Genomic DNA, 16,732 nt, shown 5'->3' with positions numbered 1-16,732 from the left:
GGCTCGGCAGACAAACAAAATGGCGTGCAGGTTATGAGCTGAGCCGGTTGATGGCAATCGCCGCAGATATATTTGTTTTCCTCATGGATCGATGAAGATAACTGCATTCCCATATCAATGGCCGTGGAGGAACATGCGCGAAAACTGCCGCCCATAATAAATACAAGAGGTACGACCCGTGGCCGATGCTATCGAAGAAAGCCGCTATGCCCGATTTGCCCTGCGTTGCTCCAACTTCGCCGAACGCTGGTTCCCTGACTCGTGGGTGTTCGCCGCGCTCGCGGTGATCATCGTCGCCGTGGCGACCCTGGGCATGGGCGCAGCGCCCACCGAGGCCGCCAAGGCCTTCGGCGATGGGTTCTGGAGCCTGATCCCGTTCACCATGCAAATGGCGTTTGTGGTCATCGGCGGTTACGTCGTCGCCAGTTCGCCGCCGGCGGTCAAGCTGATTGACCGCCTGGCACGCATCCCGAAAAACGGCCGTTCAGCCGTGGCCTGGGTGGCGTTGATTTCCATGGTCGCCTCGCTGCTCAACTGGGGCCTGTCCCTGGTATTCGGCGGCTTGCTGGTACGGGCGCTGGCCCGGCGTACGGATTTGCGCATGGACTACCGCGCCGCCGGTGCTGCGGCCTACCTGGGCCTCGGTGCGGTGTGGGCGCTGGGGTTGTCGTCGTCGGCCGCGCAGTTGCAGGCCAACCCGGCCAGCCTGCCGCCGTCGATTCTGGCGATCACCGGGATGATCCCGTTTACCGAGACCATCTTCCTGTGGCAATCCGGCGTGTTGTTACTGGCGCTGATCGTGGTGTCGCTGATCATCGCCTACGCCACCGCGCCCGGCCCGAACAGCGCCCGTGACGCCAAGGCCTGCGGCGTCGACCCGGCCTTCAACCTGCCCAAGCCGCAAGCCCCGACGCGCCCCGGCGAATGGCTGGAACACAGTCCGCTGCTGACCATCCTGCTGGCACTGCTGGCGGCCGGTTGGCTGTTCCACGAGTTCTCGACCAAACCGGCGATCAGCGCCATCTCGGGGCTCAACACTTACAACTTCCTGTTCATCATGGTCGGTGCGCTGTTGCATTGGCGCCCGCGCAGCTTTCTGGATGCGGTGGCGCGGGCGGTGCCGACCACCACTGGCGTGCTGATCCAATTCCCGCTGTACGGCTCGATTGCGGCGCTGATGACGGTGGTGAAAGGCGCTGACGGCCAGACGCTGGCACACCATATCTCGACCTTCTTCACCTCCATCGCCTCCCACGACACCTACGCGCTGTTGATGGGCGTGTACTCGGCGGTGCTGGGCTTCTTTATCCCGTCGGGCGGCGGCAAGTGGATCATCGAAGCGCCGTACGTGATGCAAGTGGCCAATGACCTGCAATACCACCTGGGCTGGTCGGTGCAGATCTACAACGCGGCTGAAGCGCTGCCCAATCTGATCAACCCTTTCTACATGCTGCCGTTGCTCGGGGTGTTGGGGCTCAAAGCGCGGGATCTGATCGGGTTTTCGTTTGTGCAGTTGCTGGTGCACACGCCACTGGTGCTGTTTTTGTTGTGGGCGTTGGGGACGACGTTGACGTATCTGCCGCCGGTGATGCCATAGGGCACGGCGGTTGCTCTAATGCCTGTCTTCGTTCCGTCACATTGCATTGCTACCGTCCTGCGAAATATCTTGCAACAACTCGCCAGCAAGGACTCCCCGCAATGAGTGACGAGCACGAAGACCGCCCTGCCCCAGGTTCCACATCCAATCCGCCGGTAGACAGCAGCCGGCGGCGCTTCCTGGGAGGCGCGGCTGTGTTGGGGGTGGGGGCGACCTTGAGTGCCTGCGGCCACACCAGTGACGCGCCGGGAAAACCTGCAGCACGGCCACTCACGCCCCAGGAATTGGACAAGGCCTTGCAGGACCAGGTGAAAACCGTGGTGGTGATCTATGCCGAGAACCGCAGCTTCAACAATCTGTTTGCGGATTTCCCAGGTGTTGAGAAACCGCTTTCCGCGCTGTCCGCAACCGACACCCAGCAACGCGACCGCGATGGCAGCTTATTGAGCACGCTGCCACCGGCCTGGGGCGGCGTACTGCAAGTCGGCCCGCAAACCGTCGACGGGGTGACGTACCCCAGTGAAGTGCAATTCCAGGAAAACCTGCCCAACGCCCCTTTCGACCTCAAGGGTCCGAGTGGCGAAGACCTGCCGCTGAGCCTGGTCACCCGCGATTTGTGGCACGTGTTTTACCAGAACCAGATGCAGATCAACGGCGGCAAGAACGATGGCTTCGTCGCCTGGGCGGATTCCGGCGGGCTGGTGATGGGCCGTTACGCTCAAAGCCGTTATTCCCTGCGTCTGTGGGACGTGGCCAAGGAGTTTGTGCTCTGCGATAACTTCTTCCAGGGTGCGTTCGGCGGTTCGTTCCTTAATCATCAGTACCTGATCAGCGCCACGGCGCCGGTTTATCCGAATGCGGCAGCGTCGGTGGCCAAGGCGCAGATCGCCACGCTGCAAAGCGATGACCCGACCGACACACGCCTCAAACCGCTCGAAAAATCCCCGGCCAGCGCCATGACTGGCCCGCCGCAGTTCGGCCCCAGCGCGCTGACCCCGGACGGTTTCGCTGTGAATACCCTGGCCCCGCCCTACTGGCCGACGTGGATTCGCGACCCGCAGAACCCGGATTACTCCAAACCCGACCTGCCCAACGTGCTGGTGCCGCAGACCCACGAACACATCGGCGACAAGCTGTCGAAAAAGAACGTTGACTGGGCCTGGTATGCCGGGGCCTGGCAGGCGACGTTGGATCAGTTCAAGGATTCGGGGGGCATTCCGAAAATCCCGAACTTCCAGTACCACCACCAGCCGTTCAACTATTTCAAAAAACAGGGTCCCGAGAACCGTGCAGAACGCGACAAGCGCCTGCGCGATGGCGGTTTGGGCGATGAGTCCAGCACCAATAAGTTTTTCGCCGATGCCCAGGCTGGCAAGCTGCCGGCCGTGAGTTTCTACAAACCCCAGGGCAACCTGAACATGCATGCCGGTTACGCCGACGTGGCCTCGGGCGACCGCCATATCGCCCGCGCGTTGAAGGTGCTGCAGGACAGCCCGCAGTGGAAAAACATGGTGGTGATCGTCACCGTCGATGAAAACGGCGGCTGGTGGGACCACGTCGCACCGCCCAAAGGCGACCGCTGGGGCCCTGGCACGCGGGTTCCGGCGCTGGTGGTGTCGCCGTTCGCACGTAAAGGCACGGTGGACCATACGGTGTACGATACCGCGTCGATCCTGCGCTTGATCACCCGGGTCTTCCAACTGGAGACCCTCGACGGCCTCAAGCAGCGCGATGACGCGATGATCGCCCGCGGCCAGAAACCCATGGGCGATTTGAGCAACGCCTTGCAGTTCAACCTGTAGGTTTCTTATCCAATAGCGACACGCCCAGCGATTTAGCACGCGGTTTTCCTGGTCAACCGCTACTGTGAGGAGGTGGGCTTTCACCCCGCGCAGACGGGCTTTCGCTGACAAGGAATCAACTATGTTCAAACCGACCGGGCTTTCCCTCGTCCTGGCCGCACTGATGTGCAGTGCAGTCGTACACGCCGATGTCGAGGTACCACTGGGTAGCACGCAACGGGTTACCCAGCTGTTCGCGTTCCCCAACAACTGCAATGTGATCTGCTTTCGTCCCTGGACGCTGGAGCAGACCGCCGAGCACTATCTGAACCAAAGCCTGGTGCGCGACGGTTACAGCCGCGCCAAGGTCAGCGTCAAGAGCCATGACGGCCAAGTCGTGGCAACCTTCAGCGGCGTTCCCGACAGCTATGGCCAACCCCTGACGACGTTGCTCAACACTGCAGACCTGGCTTACCAAGGCGCCAGCAAGCTCAACAGCGACGGCAAGTGGGCCTACAGCTGGTACCTGTTCCTGCCATTGGGCATGGCCCTGGAAAACCGTAAAAGTATTGAGCTGCTGCACTTCCCGCCGGACTATTCATTGACTCAGGCGCAGGATTACCTGGAGTCGAAAACCACGGATCGCTGGGCCGACTTGCTCACCAGCAACGGCGTGCCGGCCACCGAAACCCCGGCTTACCAGACCATCATCGATATCGCCCCCATCGCCGCCCCCTCCAACGCCGGCAAAGACTTGGAAGGCATCTACAGCTACTTCACCGACTACCAAACGCGCATGGTCAAGGAACTGAGCCTGCTGCCCGACGGCTCGCTGCCAATGGTGGCGTTCGGCGCGCCGGTGCGTAACTGGATCAAGCAGCAGTACGGGCAAACCGTGGGCGTACTGGGTTTGGCGCAAATAAACCCGATCGAGGGCAAATCCGTATCGGTACTGGGCGCCAACCACCCAAGCTATATCTGGTACGCCGCCGACCCCGAGACCTACGACGGCAACGAACAAAAGGCCGACGAGGCGGGTTTGAAAGTAATGGGCCAGGATCTCAGCGCCGCCTGCTGGCAGGCCGGGATGGTCCAGAAACCGGCCAGCGACCCGAATGTGCTGCTCAAGGCCTGCATGAATACCTGGCAGGTGACGCGCAAAGAGCAGACCTGTGAGTTGTTCTACACCTCAGTGCGCGAACTGAGCCCGGAGCAGGCCAACGCCAAGTGCGCCACATCAGCGATCAAAACTCAGTTGAAACAGCTGAAAAACGCCGTTCCTCCTCCCCTGATCACGGAGCCTGCGTTGTAAAGCGCAGAAAAAAAACCCGTTTCTACTGTCATATTTGACAGTAGAAATCGGATCCAACTTAAGCGAGTCTTGAGCCGCGCCCATCCGCTGCAAGACTGGCCGTCAGACACCACCCGCAGGTCGATGCAGCCTAACCAAGGAGAGTTATGAAAACTCAAGCCATGGATAAGGCTAGAACTGCTGCAAGTGAATGTTTATACCCGTTCAAGACGCTGCGAATTGAACAGGGCTACCCTTCGTCCGAGCAGTTCAAGGTCGTACGCACCGCAAATGACGCGGGAGGTGGCATCAAGGCGCGCACAGCCTTGGACGGCCGCACGCGCATTGCCATTGTCTCCGGCTACGCAGTGGGCGAACGACGCCTGCACACGCTGCAGTTGTCCCCGCGCATCCACTTGTACGACTGTTGGTTCTGCGGCCTCTTACAGCATTCGTGCAACCCGAATGTGTTCTTCGACACCACGTACCTGGAGCTCTGGACCGTGCAACCCATCGCCGCCGGCGCCTGGCTGAACCTGGACTACGCCAGCACTGAAGATGTGCTGTTCCGGCAGTTCGCTTGCCAATGCGGCGAGCTGAACTGCCGGGGCTGGATCACCGGCAGCCAGGAGCCATTGAATGCCGAAGGCCAGGCCTTCATGGCCCAGTGGCGGATGCGTAAACGGCCTTAGGCTTCGCCCAGTGGACGCAGGCGGTATTGCGGCGGCAGTTGCTCGAAGCCACTGATGGTGGTGTTCAAGCTCTTCCAGCGGCCATCCTTGATGCCGTAGATGCAGCCATGGATGGACAGGCTCTGCCCACGGTGCCAGGCGTTTTGCACAATGCTGGTGTGGCCGACGTTGGCCACCTGCTGAATCACGTTCAGCTCGCACATGCGGTCCACGCGTTCTTCTTCGGTCGGCAACTGGGACAGCACGTCGCGGTTTTCGTAGTACAGGTCGCGAATGGTGCGCAGCCAGCCGTCGATCAGGCCGAACTGGCGATCCTGCATCGACGCCCGCACACCGCCGCAGCCATAGTGACCGGTGACGAGGATGTGTTTGACCTTCAGCACGTCGACTGCGTACTGGATCACCGACAGGCAGTTGAGGTCGGTGTGCAGCACCACGTTGGCCACGTTGCGGTGCACGAACAGATCACCCGGCAGCATGCCGACGATCTCGTTGGCCGGCACACGGGCGTCGGAGCAGCCGATCCACAGGTATTCCGGGGTTTGCTGGCGGGCGAGCTTGGCGAAGAATTCGGGATCTTCCTGTTTGATCGCATCCGCCCAGCGTTCGTTGTTATCAAGCAGGTCTTGTAGTTCGTTCATCAGGGAAAGCCTCAGGAATGATGCGCAGTTTTGTGACTGACAACCCATCGTCCAGGTCACGCGATGCGCAAATTAGCTTGAATCTTTGGCGCGCCGTGCCTGTCCACACACTATAAGCCCCACAGTATGAGGATTGGCCATGACTGAATCACGACGTCCCTACGGCGCTACCCAGCCCGAACCGATTGACGATAACGAAGATCGCATGGGGTCGATGCGCGAGTTGGATTTTGACGAAGATGAACCGACGGCAGAGATCGGCGATGAGATCCCACGTCGTGAACGCGAGCACCTGATGCCCGCCGAACGGGTGCGTGAAGCCGGTCTGACAGGGGCTTCGACGGATGATCACGAGCCTACCGATGACGATATGAGCCCGGAAACCCTGATCCATGAGGATGGTGCGCGGGATGTCCGGGAGGAAGGTGAGGATAATCCTGCGGACTACGACCTGAGTATCGTGGATGAAGATGCGATTGGCGGCGGGAATGGGTTGGATGAGGCGGAGTTGGCCGATCTCGACCCGGTAGACGGCAACCGCTGAAGAAATGCGGTTCAACAAAATGTGGGAGGGGCTTGCCCCCTCCCACATGGGTTTCAACGTTTAGTCGACGAGGGTGCAGGCCATGACGACCGCATCTTCGCGACCACCGACAGCCGGGTAGTAATCCCGACGACGGCCAATCTCGTTAAAGCCATAGCGCTCGTACAAGCGAAAAGCGCCGGTATTGCTGTCGCGCACTTCCAGGAAACACTCCCGCGCCTTGGCCTCATAGGCCCGAGACATCAAGTGTACGAGCAAGCTCAAGCCCAAACCACGGCCCTGGTTTTCCGGCTTGACGGTGATGTTGAGCAAATGCGCCTCATCGAGGATGATCTGCACGACGCCATGACCCACCTGCTGCTCACCTTCAAACATCAGCCAGATCTGGTACTTGCCCAGCCCGTCCATAAAGATGCCGCGGGTCCAGGGATGGCTGAACGCCGCGTATTCGATTTTCAGCACGGCGTCGAGGTCAGCCTCGGTCATCGGGCGGAAGGATAAAGCCTCACTCATCGGTTGTTTTCCAGCGCGCCATCAGCCGGCGCATGGCTTGCCAGACATCAGCCTTACGCTGTGGCTCTTCCATTAATAATTCGAGGCCCGGCAGGGCCCATACCGAACCCAGGCCTTCGACCTGCAGTTCGCGGTACCAGGACTCGGCATTGGCCTCACCGGCAAACCGCACGGCGGGCAGGCCGATCAGCCACAGGCACACACAGGGTTCGTCTTCCAGGCGCGCCGAGACAAAGCTCTGCACAAAATCCCGCGCCGCTTCCGGGCCCTGGTCCATGGTGCCGCGCACCAACAGCGGCCAGCGCACCGGATCACCGACGATTTGCGGGCTGTCGGGCAAACCGGCGGCGCGCAGCATGTCTTTGAGCAACATATAAGCGGGATCGCGAGTCTGGAAACGCTCGCCGGTGGGCAATTCCACCAGTAGCAGGCAGCGCCCGGCGCGCAGCAATTGCAGGGCAAAGCGTGGCGGCGGCACTGCCGGGGTCTTGACCACCGGGGCCTCCGCCTCGGCGACCACGGGCTTGGCTATCGGCGACGGGCGTGGCACTTCGATCTTGGTGCGCTCGACCGCCGGGCGCGCCTGCGGCTGCGGCTTGACCACCGCCACCGGTGCGGCGGCCTCCTCGCCCGAGGTCTGGAACGCCTCATCGGGCTCAAGCGCCTGCAGCAGCTCGGGCCGCGACGGCGCGGCAAACGGCAGTTCGGTGCGGGGCAGCCAGTTGACGACCTGCATGGCGGTCAAGTAAGCGCGACGTCGGGACTCGATAAGCACAGCTCGGCCACTTGTGGATAAGTAAAGAGCGGGGATTCTACCGCTGTTCGGTAACAATCGCCCACTGCGCACTGACCGGCTGTGGATAAATCCCCCGCTTGATGCAGTACAATCGCGACTTTTAATCGCCAACCAGCCGGCCATTCCCATGATCGAACCCAAGCGCGTCCTGCGCGCCCTCGCCGAACACTGGGCCTTACTTGAGCCACTGTGCGAACACTTCGACCAGGGCACCCTGAGCCTGAGCGAGCTGCGCGCACAACTGGCCGCCCAACAACTGGACAGCACGCCCCAGGACATCACCAGCCTGCTGGACGTGTGGATTCGCCTGGATATCCTGGTGCCTGTCGCCAAGAGCCCGAACCGTTTCGAGCTCAACGCGCAGATCCACGATTTCCTGGCTTATCTTCGCAAGGAGCACCGGCTTGGCCTGTGCCTGGAAATCGAAGCCTACCTGCGCCACCTTGAGCGCCTGGCCGGTTATATCCAGGACGCCTTCGACATCCGTGACGGCCACGACCTGGCCCGCCAGCTGCGCCTGCTGGATATGCGCGTGCGGGATGTGCTGAAAAAACTCGCCAACGACGAACAAGCCCTCGCGGCCGTGGCAGACCGTGCCAAGACCAGCGACCGGCAGATCCCGTTGCGCCAGCGTTACGCTGAAGTGCTGGCGACCTGGGACGAATACGTCGAACCCATGATCCAACTGGTGAACGCCGACGGCGCCTTCGAGCAAGGCGTGCGCAAGGTCGAGAATGTGCTGCTGCGCATGCTCACCGAGCAACAGCGTCTTGGCCACCTGGTGGACGACGACATGCTGCTGCGCACCCACGCGCGCATCCTCGAAATGCAGACCAGCGCCCAGTTGACCTTGCGTCATGCCCGCGAGCTGCTGTTGCCGCTGCGTGAAGAAGCGCGCCGGCACAACGCCGTGACCCGTGGCGCGGCACTGGCGCTGTCGGCCATCCGCCGCAAAGGCCTGGATGCGGTACCCCAGGCCGCCATGCCCATGTTCACCCGGCCGCAAAGTACCTTCCTTGGTAGCGCGAGTCAGGTGGAAGCCTATGTATATGCCCTGGCGAATTTCGAGCCGAAACCGGCACGGTTCCCCAAGGCGCACAAATCCTACAAGGGCGAAGCCCAGCGTGCGCCACGTACGGTCAAGGAAATGCTGGAGCGTTGCGAAGACGCCCTGCCGATGCCGGACCTGATGAGCTGGCTGCTGGAGCAGGAACCGGACGGCGCCACCGACGAATTGCTGTACTGGTTCTCGCGACTGTCCCGTGAGAAGCGCTTCAAGCGCGAACGCCTGGAACGTCGCGATTACCACACACACGAGCACCAGGTCAGCCTGCGCTCATTCGCCCTGCTCCCGGCCGGCACCGACGCCGCCGAGCATCCTGCGAGTACACCTTATGCATCTTGATCTATCCGAACTGTCCCAGCTGGCGCCGATCTTTCGCGAGCTGTTCAAGGGTTACCACGTCAGCCGCCGCGACCCGGAGCTGTACGCACAACTGTCGAACTTCCAGGACCAGTACCGCACGCTGTTCAAGGCCCTGGGCTTTGAGCTGGTATGCGACACCCGTGGTTTTTATTACTTCGTGCCGGACTCCGCCATCGCCAGCGCGCAGGTGAACAAGACCGCCCAGCGCCTGGCGCTGTTCACCTTCATCATCGTCGAGCACCTCGCCGATCAGGGCCGCGACCCGATCGCCGTGCTCGACGGTGGCAGCCTGGGCCGCGACGAGCTGCCGTCCCTGCTGGAAAAATACCGCGACCTGTTTATCCAGGCCGAAGTGCAGACCCAGGAAGAACTCGAAGAAAAAATCATGCGCCGCATGACCCAGCTGGGTTTTGCCAGCGAAGACAACGGCATTTATCGTTTCCTGCCGCCGATGCACCGCTTCCTCGACGTCTGCCTGTCGGTGCAGCAGGACCGCGACCTGGCGGCCAGCGTGCACAGCGTGTTGCCACTGCCGGTGCCGGTGATCATCGACGAAGACAGCGATGAAAAACTGCTGAAGACCGATGACCCGCTGGACCTCAGCGACTTCGCGGACGAAAGCGAAGAAGACGCACTGGCCCGCGCCATTGCCGAAGAACAGGAGACCGACGCATGAGCAAGGAACGCTACGGCATCCGCCGCTTCGCCCTATTGAACACTGCCGGCTACAGCTTGGGGTTGTTCCCGCTGGAAGAACCGCTGTCGGTGTATGGCGCAAACAACCTGGGTAAATCCGCGTCGATCAACGCCTTGCAGTTCCCGATCCTGGCACGCATGTCGGACATGAGCTTCGGCAAGTACACCCTCGAACAATCGCGGCGCTTCTACTTTGCTACCGACACCAGCTACATCCTGGTGGAAGTCTCCCTGCCCCACGGCCCGCACGTGATCGGCGTGGTCGGGCGCGGCCCGGGCGGTGGTTTCGGTCACCAGTTCTTCGCCTATGCGGGCAAGCTGGACCTGGCGCACTACCAAAAGAACGACACGTGCCTGCGTCAGAAAGAGCTGTTCACCAACCTTGAGCGCGAAGGCCTCAAAGCCTACGAACTCAAGCCGGATGAACTGCGGCGTTTGCTGGTGGGTGGGCACACCTCGATCCCGCTGGACCTGACGCTGATCCCGCTGCGCTCCACCAGCGAGCAGAGCCTGAAGACCTTCCGTGCGTTGTTTATCAACCTGCTGCACATGCGCGAAATCACCGCAGCCAAGCTCAAGCAATTGTTCCTCGATGCCTTCGAACACAGCCTGCGTTCCGGTAGCGTGGATTACATCGCAGCGTGCGAAGAAGCCTTTCGCGATGTGCGACGCATGGAGCAGGACTACAACTCGCTGGTCGCCGCGGGTCCGCTGGTCGAAGCGTTGGCCAATGGCGTTCGCCAGCGCGACAGCTTGCGCGGCAAACTGCATCGCCTGTCGCCGCTGCTGGACTCGCTGCTGGGCACCTGGTCCGATTACGCCAGTGCACGCAAGGAAGAGCTGACCATCCAGGCCGAGCACTACCGCAACGAGCAGGACGCGCTGCAGAACGATCAGCGCGGTGGCACCCAGGAGTTGATGCGCCTGGAGCGTGAGATCAGCGGCATCCAGCGCTGGTTGGGCGAGCTGTCGGTGCTCAAGCATCGCTTTGCCCTGGTGGATGACGTGAAGGTGCTGGAACAGCAACTGCTGGCGGCCAAGGATGCCCACGATGAGCTGGCGGGCGCTTTGGCGCAGTCACGTCAGTTCAGCGCCGAAGACTTGGACGAGCGTCTGCGCGACTTGGAAAAACGCTTGAAGTCGGTCAGACAGCAGCTTGATCACGCCGACAACAACAGCTACGCCAAACTGCGGGAAGAATTCTCACAGCAGGATGTCGAGCGTCTGATGCGTCTGTTCAACAGCTCGTTGTTCAGCCTGCCGTTGGGTGAGCATGGCATCACGCTGGACGAGGACGGCCAGTGGGTCAAATCCCTGGAGCAGATCCTCGATGGCTTCAAGGGCGAGCGCTTTGAAGTGCCGGGGCTGTCCATCGACATCTCCCACATCGAGCCGCCGGCGTTGCAGGCCCTGGCAGATCGCGCCGCATTGCGCGACCAGAAGGAACGCCTGGAAAAAGAGCTCAAGCAACTCAAGACGCAGCAGGCTGTAGCGTCCGACCGCGCCGCGAGCAAGACCCAGACCGAGGCGCTGTACCAGCAGGTGCTTGACGCGCAAAAGGCCCTGGAAGACTTCCGCCGTGCGCAAACCCTGAGCGCCGAAGAAGGCGAGAAGCTGGAAAACCTGGCGCAGATGGAAGCCGCCCAGGACGAGTTGAAGCGCTCCAGCGATGCGTTTACCGAACGTGTCCAACAACTGTCGGCGAAGCTGCAACTGGTCGGCCGGCAGATTGGCGACATGGAAGCCAAGCAACGTACGCTGGACGACGCCTTGCGCCGTCGTCAGTTGCTGCCAGCGGATTTGCCGTTCGGCACGCCGTTCATGGACCCGGTCGACGACTCCATGGACAACCTGCTGCCGTTGCTCAATGACTATCAGGACAGCTGGCAAGGTCTGCTGCGCGCCGATGGCCAGATCGAGGCGCTGTATGCGCAGGTGCGCCTCAAGGGCGTGGCCAAGTTCGACAGCGAGGATGATGTTGAGCGCCGTCTGCAACTGCTGATCAATGCCTACGCCCACCGCACTGATGAAGCGCTGACGCTGGGCAAGGCGCGCCGCGCGGCGGTCACCGATATCGCTCGGACCCTGCGCAATATCCGCAGCGACTACGACAGCCTTGAGCACCAGTTGGCGTTGTTCAACCGCGAGATCAACAAGCGTCAGGTGTCCAACCTGCAAAGCTTCCGCATCGTGCTGGCGCCGAACAAAGAAGCTCTCAAGCATATCGACCAGATCATCCACAGTGCGGGTCAGTACGAGGAAGGCGAAACGCTATCGGTGTTCGACCTCAGCCAGAGCGCCGAGCAAGACAACAAGAACGAAGAGGCCAAGGAGTATCTAGCGCGTCTGGTGGCGGCCAACCACAACCAGTTGGGCCTCAAGGACTTGTTCGAGCTGGCGTTTGAGATCACCAAGGTAAATGGTCAGCCGGTCATTCACACCGACATTGATGGTGCGGCGTCCAACGGCACCACCATGACCATCAAGGCGCTGACCAACATGTACTTGTTGCTGCACCTGATGGACCGCGATCAGGCTGGGCGTGTGCGCTTGCCGTACTACCTGGATGAAGCGGCGGACATCGACGAGAAGAACCAGGCCGCGTTGCTGGAAACCAGCCTGCAACTGGGCTTCGTGCCGATTCTGGCGAGTGTGAAGCCGCAAGTGTCTGCCCAGGTGGCGATTGACCTGGAAGGTGGCAGCGGCCCGAACGGGATCTACATCGATGAGGCGGATTGGAAGTACATCCGTCGTCACGATGTGGTGAAGGCGACGGTGAATGTGCAGGCGGATGAACCGGAGTTGGATGAGGTCTGATTTTTTGGGCTGAAATGCAAAGGCCCCTGGGTTCTCCCCAGGGGCCTTTTTTGTGTCTGGGGCGGCCTCACGGGGGCAAGCCCCCGATAGCCGCGCCTGGGTCTACTTGCCGAGCGGAATTTTAGGCGCCCAGGTCAGCCATTCATCTTCAAACTTATCAAACAACGGGAAGGTCTGCTGTGGCCGCGCAGCGTTACCCATCCGCTCGCCGTCTGGCGTGGCGAAGGCGATGCCGCCGGCAACCAGCGTCTCCAAGGACTCAGTCCGTACGGTGGCGCCTTTGAAGAGGCCGAAGTCGAGACCGAAGCCACTGGTATTCCAGAAACGACTGCCACCGCGCACCAGCGATGCGTACTTGGGTTCGATCAGGATGTGGATCAGCACGCGGTCAGCGGTTTGGCCCAACTCGTAGCCCGTAACTTTGCCCACGGTAACCTCACGGTAAGTCACAGGCACACCTTCCTTCAACGAGCCACGGCGTGCGGCGCTGAGCGTGAGGCTCAGACCTTCCTCTTGGTGTACTACCTCAGGCGGCTGGTCCAGGGCGACGAAACTCTTTTGCGGCCCCGAGCTTTTTACTGCGGGTTGCACTTCGATGTATTGGCCGGTGACCAGGGTTTCCAGGTTGGAGGTTTTCATCAGGCCGAGCTCCGGCTTGACCACCCAGAACTGGCTACCGGCACGTGCGATCCGGTCCGCCACCTGGGTGATGCGGGCGCTGAGCAGCACCGACTGCATATCGGCACTCAGGTCGACACTCTCGATCTTGCCGACATCCAGGCCTTTGAAACGTACCGCAGTGCCTGGGCGCAGGCCATCGGCGCGGTCAACCTTGATGGTCACCAGAGTGCCGTGCTGGTTGGCGGCTTCACGGTCGGCGAACAAGCGGAAACGCGGAATGCGCTTTTTCAGGGGTACGTTCGGCTGTGGCGTTTCGAAGGCGATGCCGCCGGCCATCAGGCTGGCGAGGGATTCACTCTTCACCTGGATGCCGCCGGTGAGGCCACCGGTCAGGGTGACGCCACTGGCATTCCAGAAACGCGTGGAACCGTTGACCAGGTTTTCGTATTCCTTCTCGATGTGAACGCCAATCACCAGTTGCTTGTTCTTGCGCGAGAACTGGTAGCTCTGTACCGAACCGACTCTGACCTGCTTGTAAAGGATCGGGCTGCCGACATCCAGGGAGCCAAGGTTATCGGTGAATAGCACCATGTGCAGGCCCGGAGAGCGCAGGTCCAGCGGTGGTGCTTTGGCGCGGGCGACGTATTCACGCTGAGGAGCGCTGCCCTTATCGCCAGGACGGACGGCGATGTAGTTACCTTTTACCAAAGCTTCCAGACCGGTGATGCCTGCCAGGGAAATGGACGGTTTGACTACCCAGAATTGGGTGTCCTGCACCAGGTAGTCTTCGGCCAATGGGTCGAGGGTCAACTCGGCGTTAGCGCTGGACAGATCGGGGTCGATCTTCAGGGTTTTAAGGCTGCCGACCTGGATGCCTTTGTACATCACCGGGGTACGCCCAGCTTGCAGGCCTTCGAAGTCAGTGAGCTTGACCTTGACCCTGATGCCAGCCGCGGCGGCGTCGAAGTCTTCGTATAACCGGAACGGTAGGCTTGGGTCGGTGGGTGGGCTGTCTTTTCGATTTTCCGGAGTGGCGAACGCTATACCGCCGGCGACGATGCTGGAGAGCGACTCGCTGCGCACTTTCACACCGGAAAGGTTGGCGTCGATGCTGATGCCGCTGGCATTCCAGAAACGCGTGTGTTTGCGCACCAGGTTGGCGTAAGTCGGTTCGATGTAGACCTTGATCTCGACGGTGCTCTGATCCTCGGACAGCAGGTAGCTTTTGACCTGACCGACCTGGATCTGCTTGTAGAAGACAGGGCTGCCACGGTTCAGCGAGCCTAGACGATCAGCCTTGATGGTCAGATGCAGGCCGGGCTTGGCGTCGGATAATGGCGGCTCTTCAGAGAGCGCCTTGAATTTACGTGTGGGTTCGCCATCGCCAGGGCTGGCGGCGATGTAGTTACCTGAGACCAGGGTTTCCAAGCCAGTGATACCGGCGAGGCTGACGCTGGGTTTGACCAGCCAGAAGCGCGTGTTGGTCTTGAGGTATTGATCGACGTCTTTGTTCATCTCGATGGTGGCAATCACCCCGCGATTATTGCCCTCGTCATCCAAGGCCAAGGCTTTGACCTTACCCACTGGCATGCCTTTGTAGACAACTTCAGTCTTGTTGACCTGGATGCCTTCGCCGCTTTCAAAGCGCACTTGGATCTCAATGCCCTGCTGGGAATAGGCACGCCATCCCAACCAGCCGCCGATGATCAGGGCAATCAGGGGTAACACCCAAATGGCCGACCAGTTGGAAGCTGGACGGGTTTTAGCTTTAGGCAAATCACTCATGGTCGTCGTCCGACTCCGTGTTATCCCAAATCAGTCGGGGATCAAAAGTTACAGCAGCAAGCATCGTCAAGATCACCACACTGGCGAACGCCGCAGCACCGAGGTTGGCCTCGACGCTGGCAAGCCGTCCAAAGTTTACGACCGCCACAAGGATGGCGATCACGAAGATATCCAACATGGACCAGCGCCCAATGAATTCGATAAAGCGGTACATCACAATGCGTTGCTGTGCAGAAAGCGGCTGGTGACGCTGCACCGAGAACAGTAGCAGGCCAATGCCAACCAGTTTGAATGTGGGCACCAGGATACTGGCGATAAATACCACGGCTGCGATGGGAAACATACCGTGCTGCACCAGTTGAATCACACCTGCCATGATGGTGCTGGGGTCACCCTGACCCAATGAGTTGATCGTCATGATCGGCAACAGGTTGGCGGGGATGTACAAAATCGCGGCGGTGATCAGCAAAGACCAGGTGCGCGCGAGGCTGTTGGGGCGACGGGCATGGATCAGCGCACCGCAACGGGAGCAGATTTGCTCATCGGTATCTGCTTCCTGCTTGTTCAACTCGTGGCATTCGGTACAAATCAGAATGCCCGCATCAATCGCCCGCATGATCATCCTCTCCCGACAGGGCTTGCCAGATCTGGTGCGGCGACATCACCACCTCAAGCAGAACCTGAACCATTAATAGACTGACGAAGCAGACCAAACCGAGGCCAATCGTGATGGCGGCCATGTCGGCAAGTTTCACAATTGCCACCAGCACGCCCATCAAGTAGACCTCCAACATTCCCCAATCTTTCATGTGGTGGTAGATGCGGTACAACAATAAGCCGTAACTGCGGCCGACTTTCCAACGAATACTGAGCAACACCGCCAATTGGCAAAGCAACTTGAGCAAGGGAATGCCCATGCTGCATAGAAACACCACGGCAGCAACGCCTTGCATGCCAGTATCAAATAGGCCGACTACGCCACTCCACACGGTGTCCTCAGAGGACTGCCCGAGTAGATTGAGCTGCATGATGGGGAGAAAGTTTGCGGGGATGTACAGCAACAGCGCGGCGAGTACCAGGGCAAGACTACGCTCAACGACATTGTGGCGATGAGCGTACAGCTCGTAACCGCAACGCGGGCATTGGGCTTTTTCGCCGAGGGCGAGCACGGGTTTGCGCATCAGTAAGTCGCACTCATGGCATGCCACCAGGTCGTCCAGTGGTAAATCCGACACCTCAAGGGCATCAACCGGATCGGGCATAAATAGGGCTCTGGCTCTAAAAAAGGTTAGGTACCTATTCTAGTGGTCTGGTTCAGAAATAACTGTGCAAATTTGTCGTGGGTCTAACCGCGCTTTCCGACTGCCCAAAACAAAACCCCATCTGCTTTCGCAAATGGGGTTCTGGAATTTAATCTTGACGATGACCTACTCTCACATGGGGAAACCCCACACTACCATCGGCGATGCATCGTTTCACTACTGAGTTCGGGATGGGATCAGGTGGTTCCAATGCTCTATGGTCGTCAAGAA

Annotated in this window: 14 protein-coding genes and 1 rRNA gene; 8 read left to right on the top strand and 7 right to left on the bottom strand. The window is 60.3% G+C overall.

Annotated features, from left to right (window positions below; translation table 11 throughout):
• Positions 1-178: 178 nt before the first annotated feature.
• The 4 genes from NDJ82_RS13535 (at position 179) to NDJ82_RS13520 (ending at position 5,361) form a co-directional block, all read left to right on the top strand.
• Positions 179-1,597, top strand: a complete 1,419-nt coding sequence (locus NDJ82_RS13535) for a short-chain fatty acid transporter (RefSeq protein ID WP_099583907.1) — start codon at positions 179-181, stop codon at positions 1,595-1,597.
• A 101-nt stretch (positions 1,598-1,698) separates the two neighbouring features.
• The gene (locus NDJ82_RS13530) at positions 1,699-3,399 is read left to right on the top strand and encodes an acid phosphatase (RefSeq protein ID WP_250925682.1); all 1,701 of its coding nucleotides are present in this window, start codon (positions 1,699-1,701) and stop codon (positions 3,397-3,399) included.
• Between the two features lie 121 nt (positions 3,400-3,520).
• Positions 3,521-4,690, top strand: a complete 1,170-nt coding sequence (locus NDJ82_RS13525) for a hypothetical protein (RefSeq protein WP_250925681.1) — start codon at positions 3,521-3,523, stop codon at positions 4,688-4,690.
• Positions 4,691-4,836: 146 nt separating this feature from the next.
• Complete coding sequence (locus NDJ82_RS13520) at positions 4,837-5,361, top strand: SET domain-containing protein-lysine N-methyltransferase (RefSeq protein ID WP_250925680.1); 525 nt, start codon at positions 4,837-4,839, stop codon at positions 5,359-5,361.
• Here NDJ82_RS13520 and can read toward each other — a convergent pair.
• Positions 5,358-6,002 (bottom strand): carbonate dehydratase, encoded by a 645-nt coding sequence (gene can / locus NDJ82_RS13515; RefSeq protein WP_099583903.1) that lies wholly within the window; start codon positions 6,000-6,002, stop codon positions 5,358-5,360. The two genes, NDJ82_RS13520 and can, sit on opposite strands and share 4 nt — an antisense overlap.
• Positions 6,003-6,141: 139 nt before the next feature.
• Between can and NDJ82_RS13510 the strand changes: the two genes are divergently transcribed.
• On the top strand, positions 6,142-6,546 hold the full coding sequence (locus NDJ82_RS13510) for a serine kinase/phosphatase (protein ID WP_250925679.1): 405 nt from the start codon (positions 6,142-6,144) through the stop codon (positions 6,544-6,546).
• Positions 6,547-6,606: 60 nt separating this feature from the next.
• On the opposite strand, the gene rimI is transcribed toward NDJ82_RS13510, so the two are convergent.
• Positions 6,607-7,059, bottom strand: a complete 453-nt coding sequence (gene rimI, locus NDJ82_RS13505; RefSeq protein ID WP_250925678.1) for a ribosomal protein S18-alanine N-acetyltransferase — start codon at positions 7,057-7,059, stop codon at positions 6,607-6,609.
• Complete coding sequence (locus NDJ82_RS13500) at positions 7,052-7,795, bottom strand: SPOR domain-containing protein (protein ID WP_250925755.1); 744 nt, start codon at positions 7,793-7,795, stop codon at positions 7,052-7,054. Before NDJ82_RS13500 ends, rimI begins: the two co-directional genes overlap by 8 nt.
• Positions 7,796-7,982: 187 nt before the next feature.
• Between NDJ82_RS13500 and mksB the strand changes: the two genes are divergently transcribed.
• From mksB to mksF, 3 genes are read left to right on the top strand one after another with little or no spacing between them, the layout of a single operon-like run.
• Entirely contained in the window at positions 7,983-9,260 is a 1,278-nt protein-coding gene (gene mksB, locus NDJ82_RS13495; protein WP_250925677.1) for an Mks condensin complex protein MksB, read from the top strand.
• A complete protein-coding gene (gene mksE / locus NDJ82_RS13490) occupies positions 9,250-9,957 on the top strand; it encodes an Mks condensin complex protein MksE (RefSeq protein WP_065923985.1) in 708 nt (235 codons plus the stop codon). Before mksB ends, mksE begins: the two co-directional genes overlap by 11 nt.
• The gene (mksF, locus tag NDJ82_RS13485; RefSeq protein ID WP_099583898.1) at positions 9,954-12,794 is read left to right on the top strand and encodes an Mks condensin complex protein MksF; all 2,841 of its coding nucleotides are present in this window, start codon (positions 9,954-9,956) and stop codon (positions 12,792-12,794) included. The genes mksE and mksF overlap by 4 nt, the downstream gene beginning before the upstream one ends.
• Before the next feature lie 102 nt (positions 12,795-12,896).
• Here mksF and NDJ82_RS13480 read toward each other — a convergent pair whose 3' ends face one another.
• The 4 genes from NDJ82_RS13480 to rrf form a co-directional block, all read right to left on the bottom strand.
• Positions 12,897-15,200: a PqiB family protein gene (locus tag NDJ82_RS13480; RefSeq protein ID WP_112193291.1), complete on the bottom strand. Its 2,304-nt coding sequence runs from the start codon at positions 15,198-15,200 to the stop codon at positions 12,897-12,899.
• A complete protein-coding gene (locus NDJ82_RS13475; protein ID WP_099583896.1) occupies positions 15,193-15,816 on the bottom strand; it encodes a paraquat-inducible protein A in 624 nt (207 codons plus the stop codon). The genes NDJ82_RS13480 and NDJ82_RS13475 overlap by 8 nt, the downstream gene beginning before the upstream one ends.
• Positions 15,803-16,462 carry a paraquat-inducible protein A gene (locus tag NDJ82_RS13470; protein WP_099583895.1) on the bottom strand — a complete coding sequence of 220 codons (660 nt, stop codon included), beginning with the start codon at positions 16,460-16,462 and terminating at the stop codon, positions 15,803-15,805. Before NDJ82_RS13470 ends, NDJ82_RS13475 begins: the two co-directional genes overlap by 14 nt.
• 152 nt (positions 16,463-16,614) lie before the next feature.
• Positions 16,615-16,730, bottom strand: a 5S ribosomal RNA gene (rrf, locus tag NDJ82_RS13465).
• Positions 16,731-16,732 lie beyond the last annotated feature (2 nt).

It is taken from the genome of Pseudomonas sp. SR18, assembly GCF_023701505.1.
GTDB lineage: Bacteria > Pseudomonadota > Gammaproteobacteria > Pseudomonadales > Pseudomonadaceae > Aquipseudomonas > Aquipseudomonas cyclaminis.
Note: the sequence above shows the minus strand (reverse complement) of the source record. Positions and strands in the feature narration are given on the sequence as shown.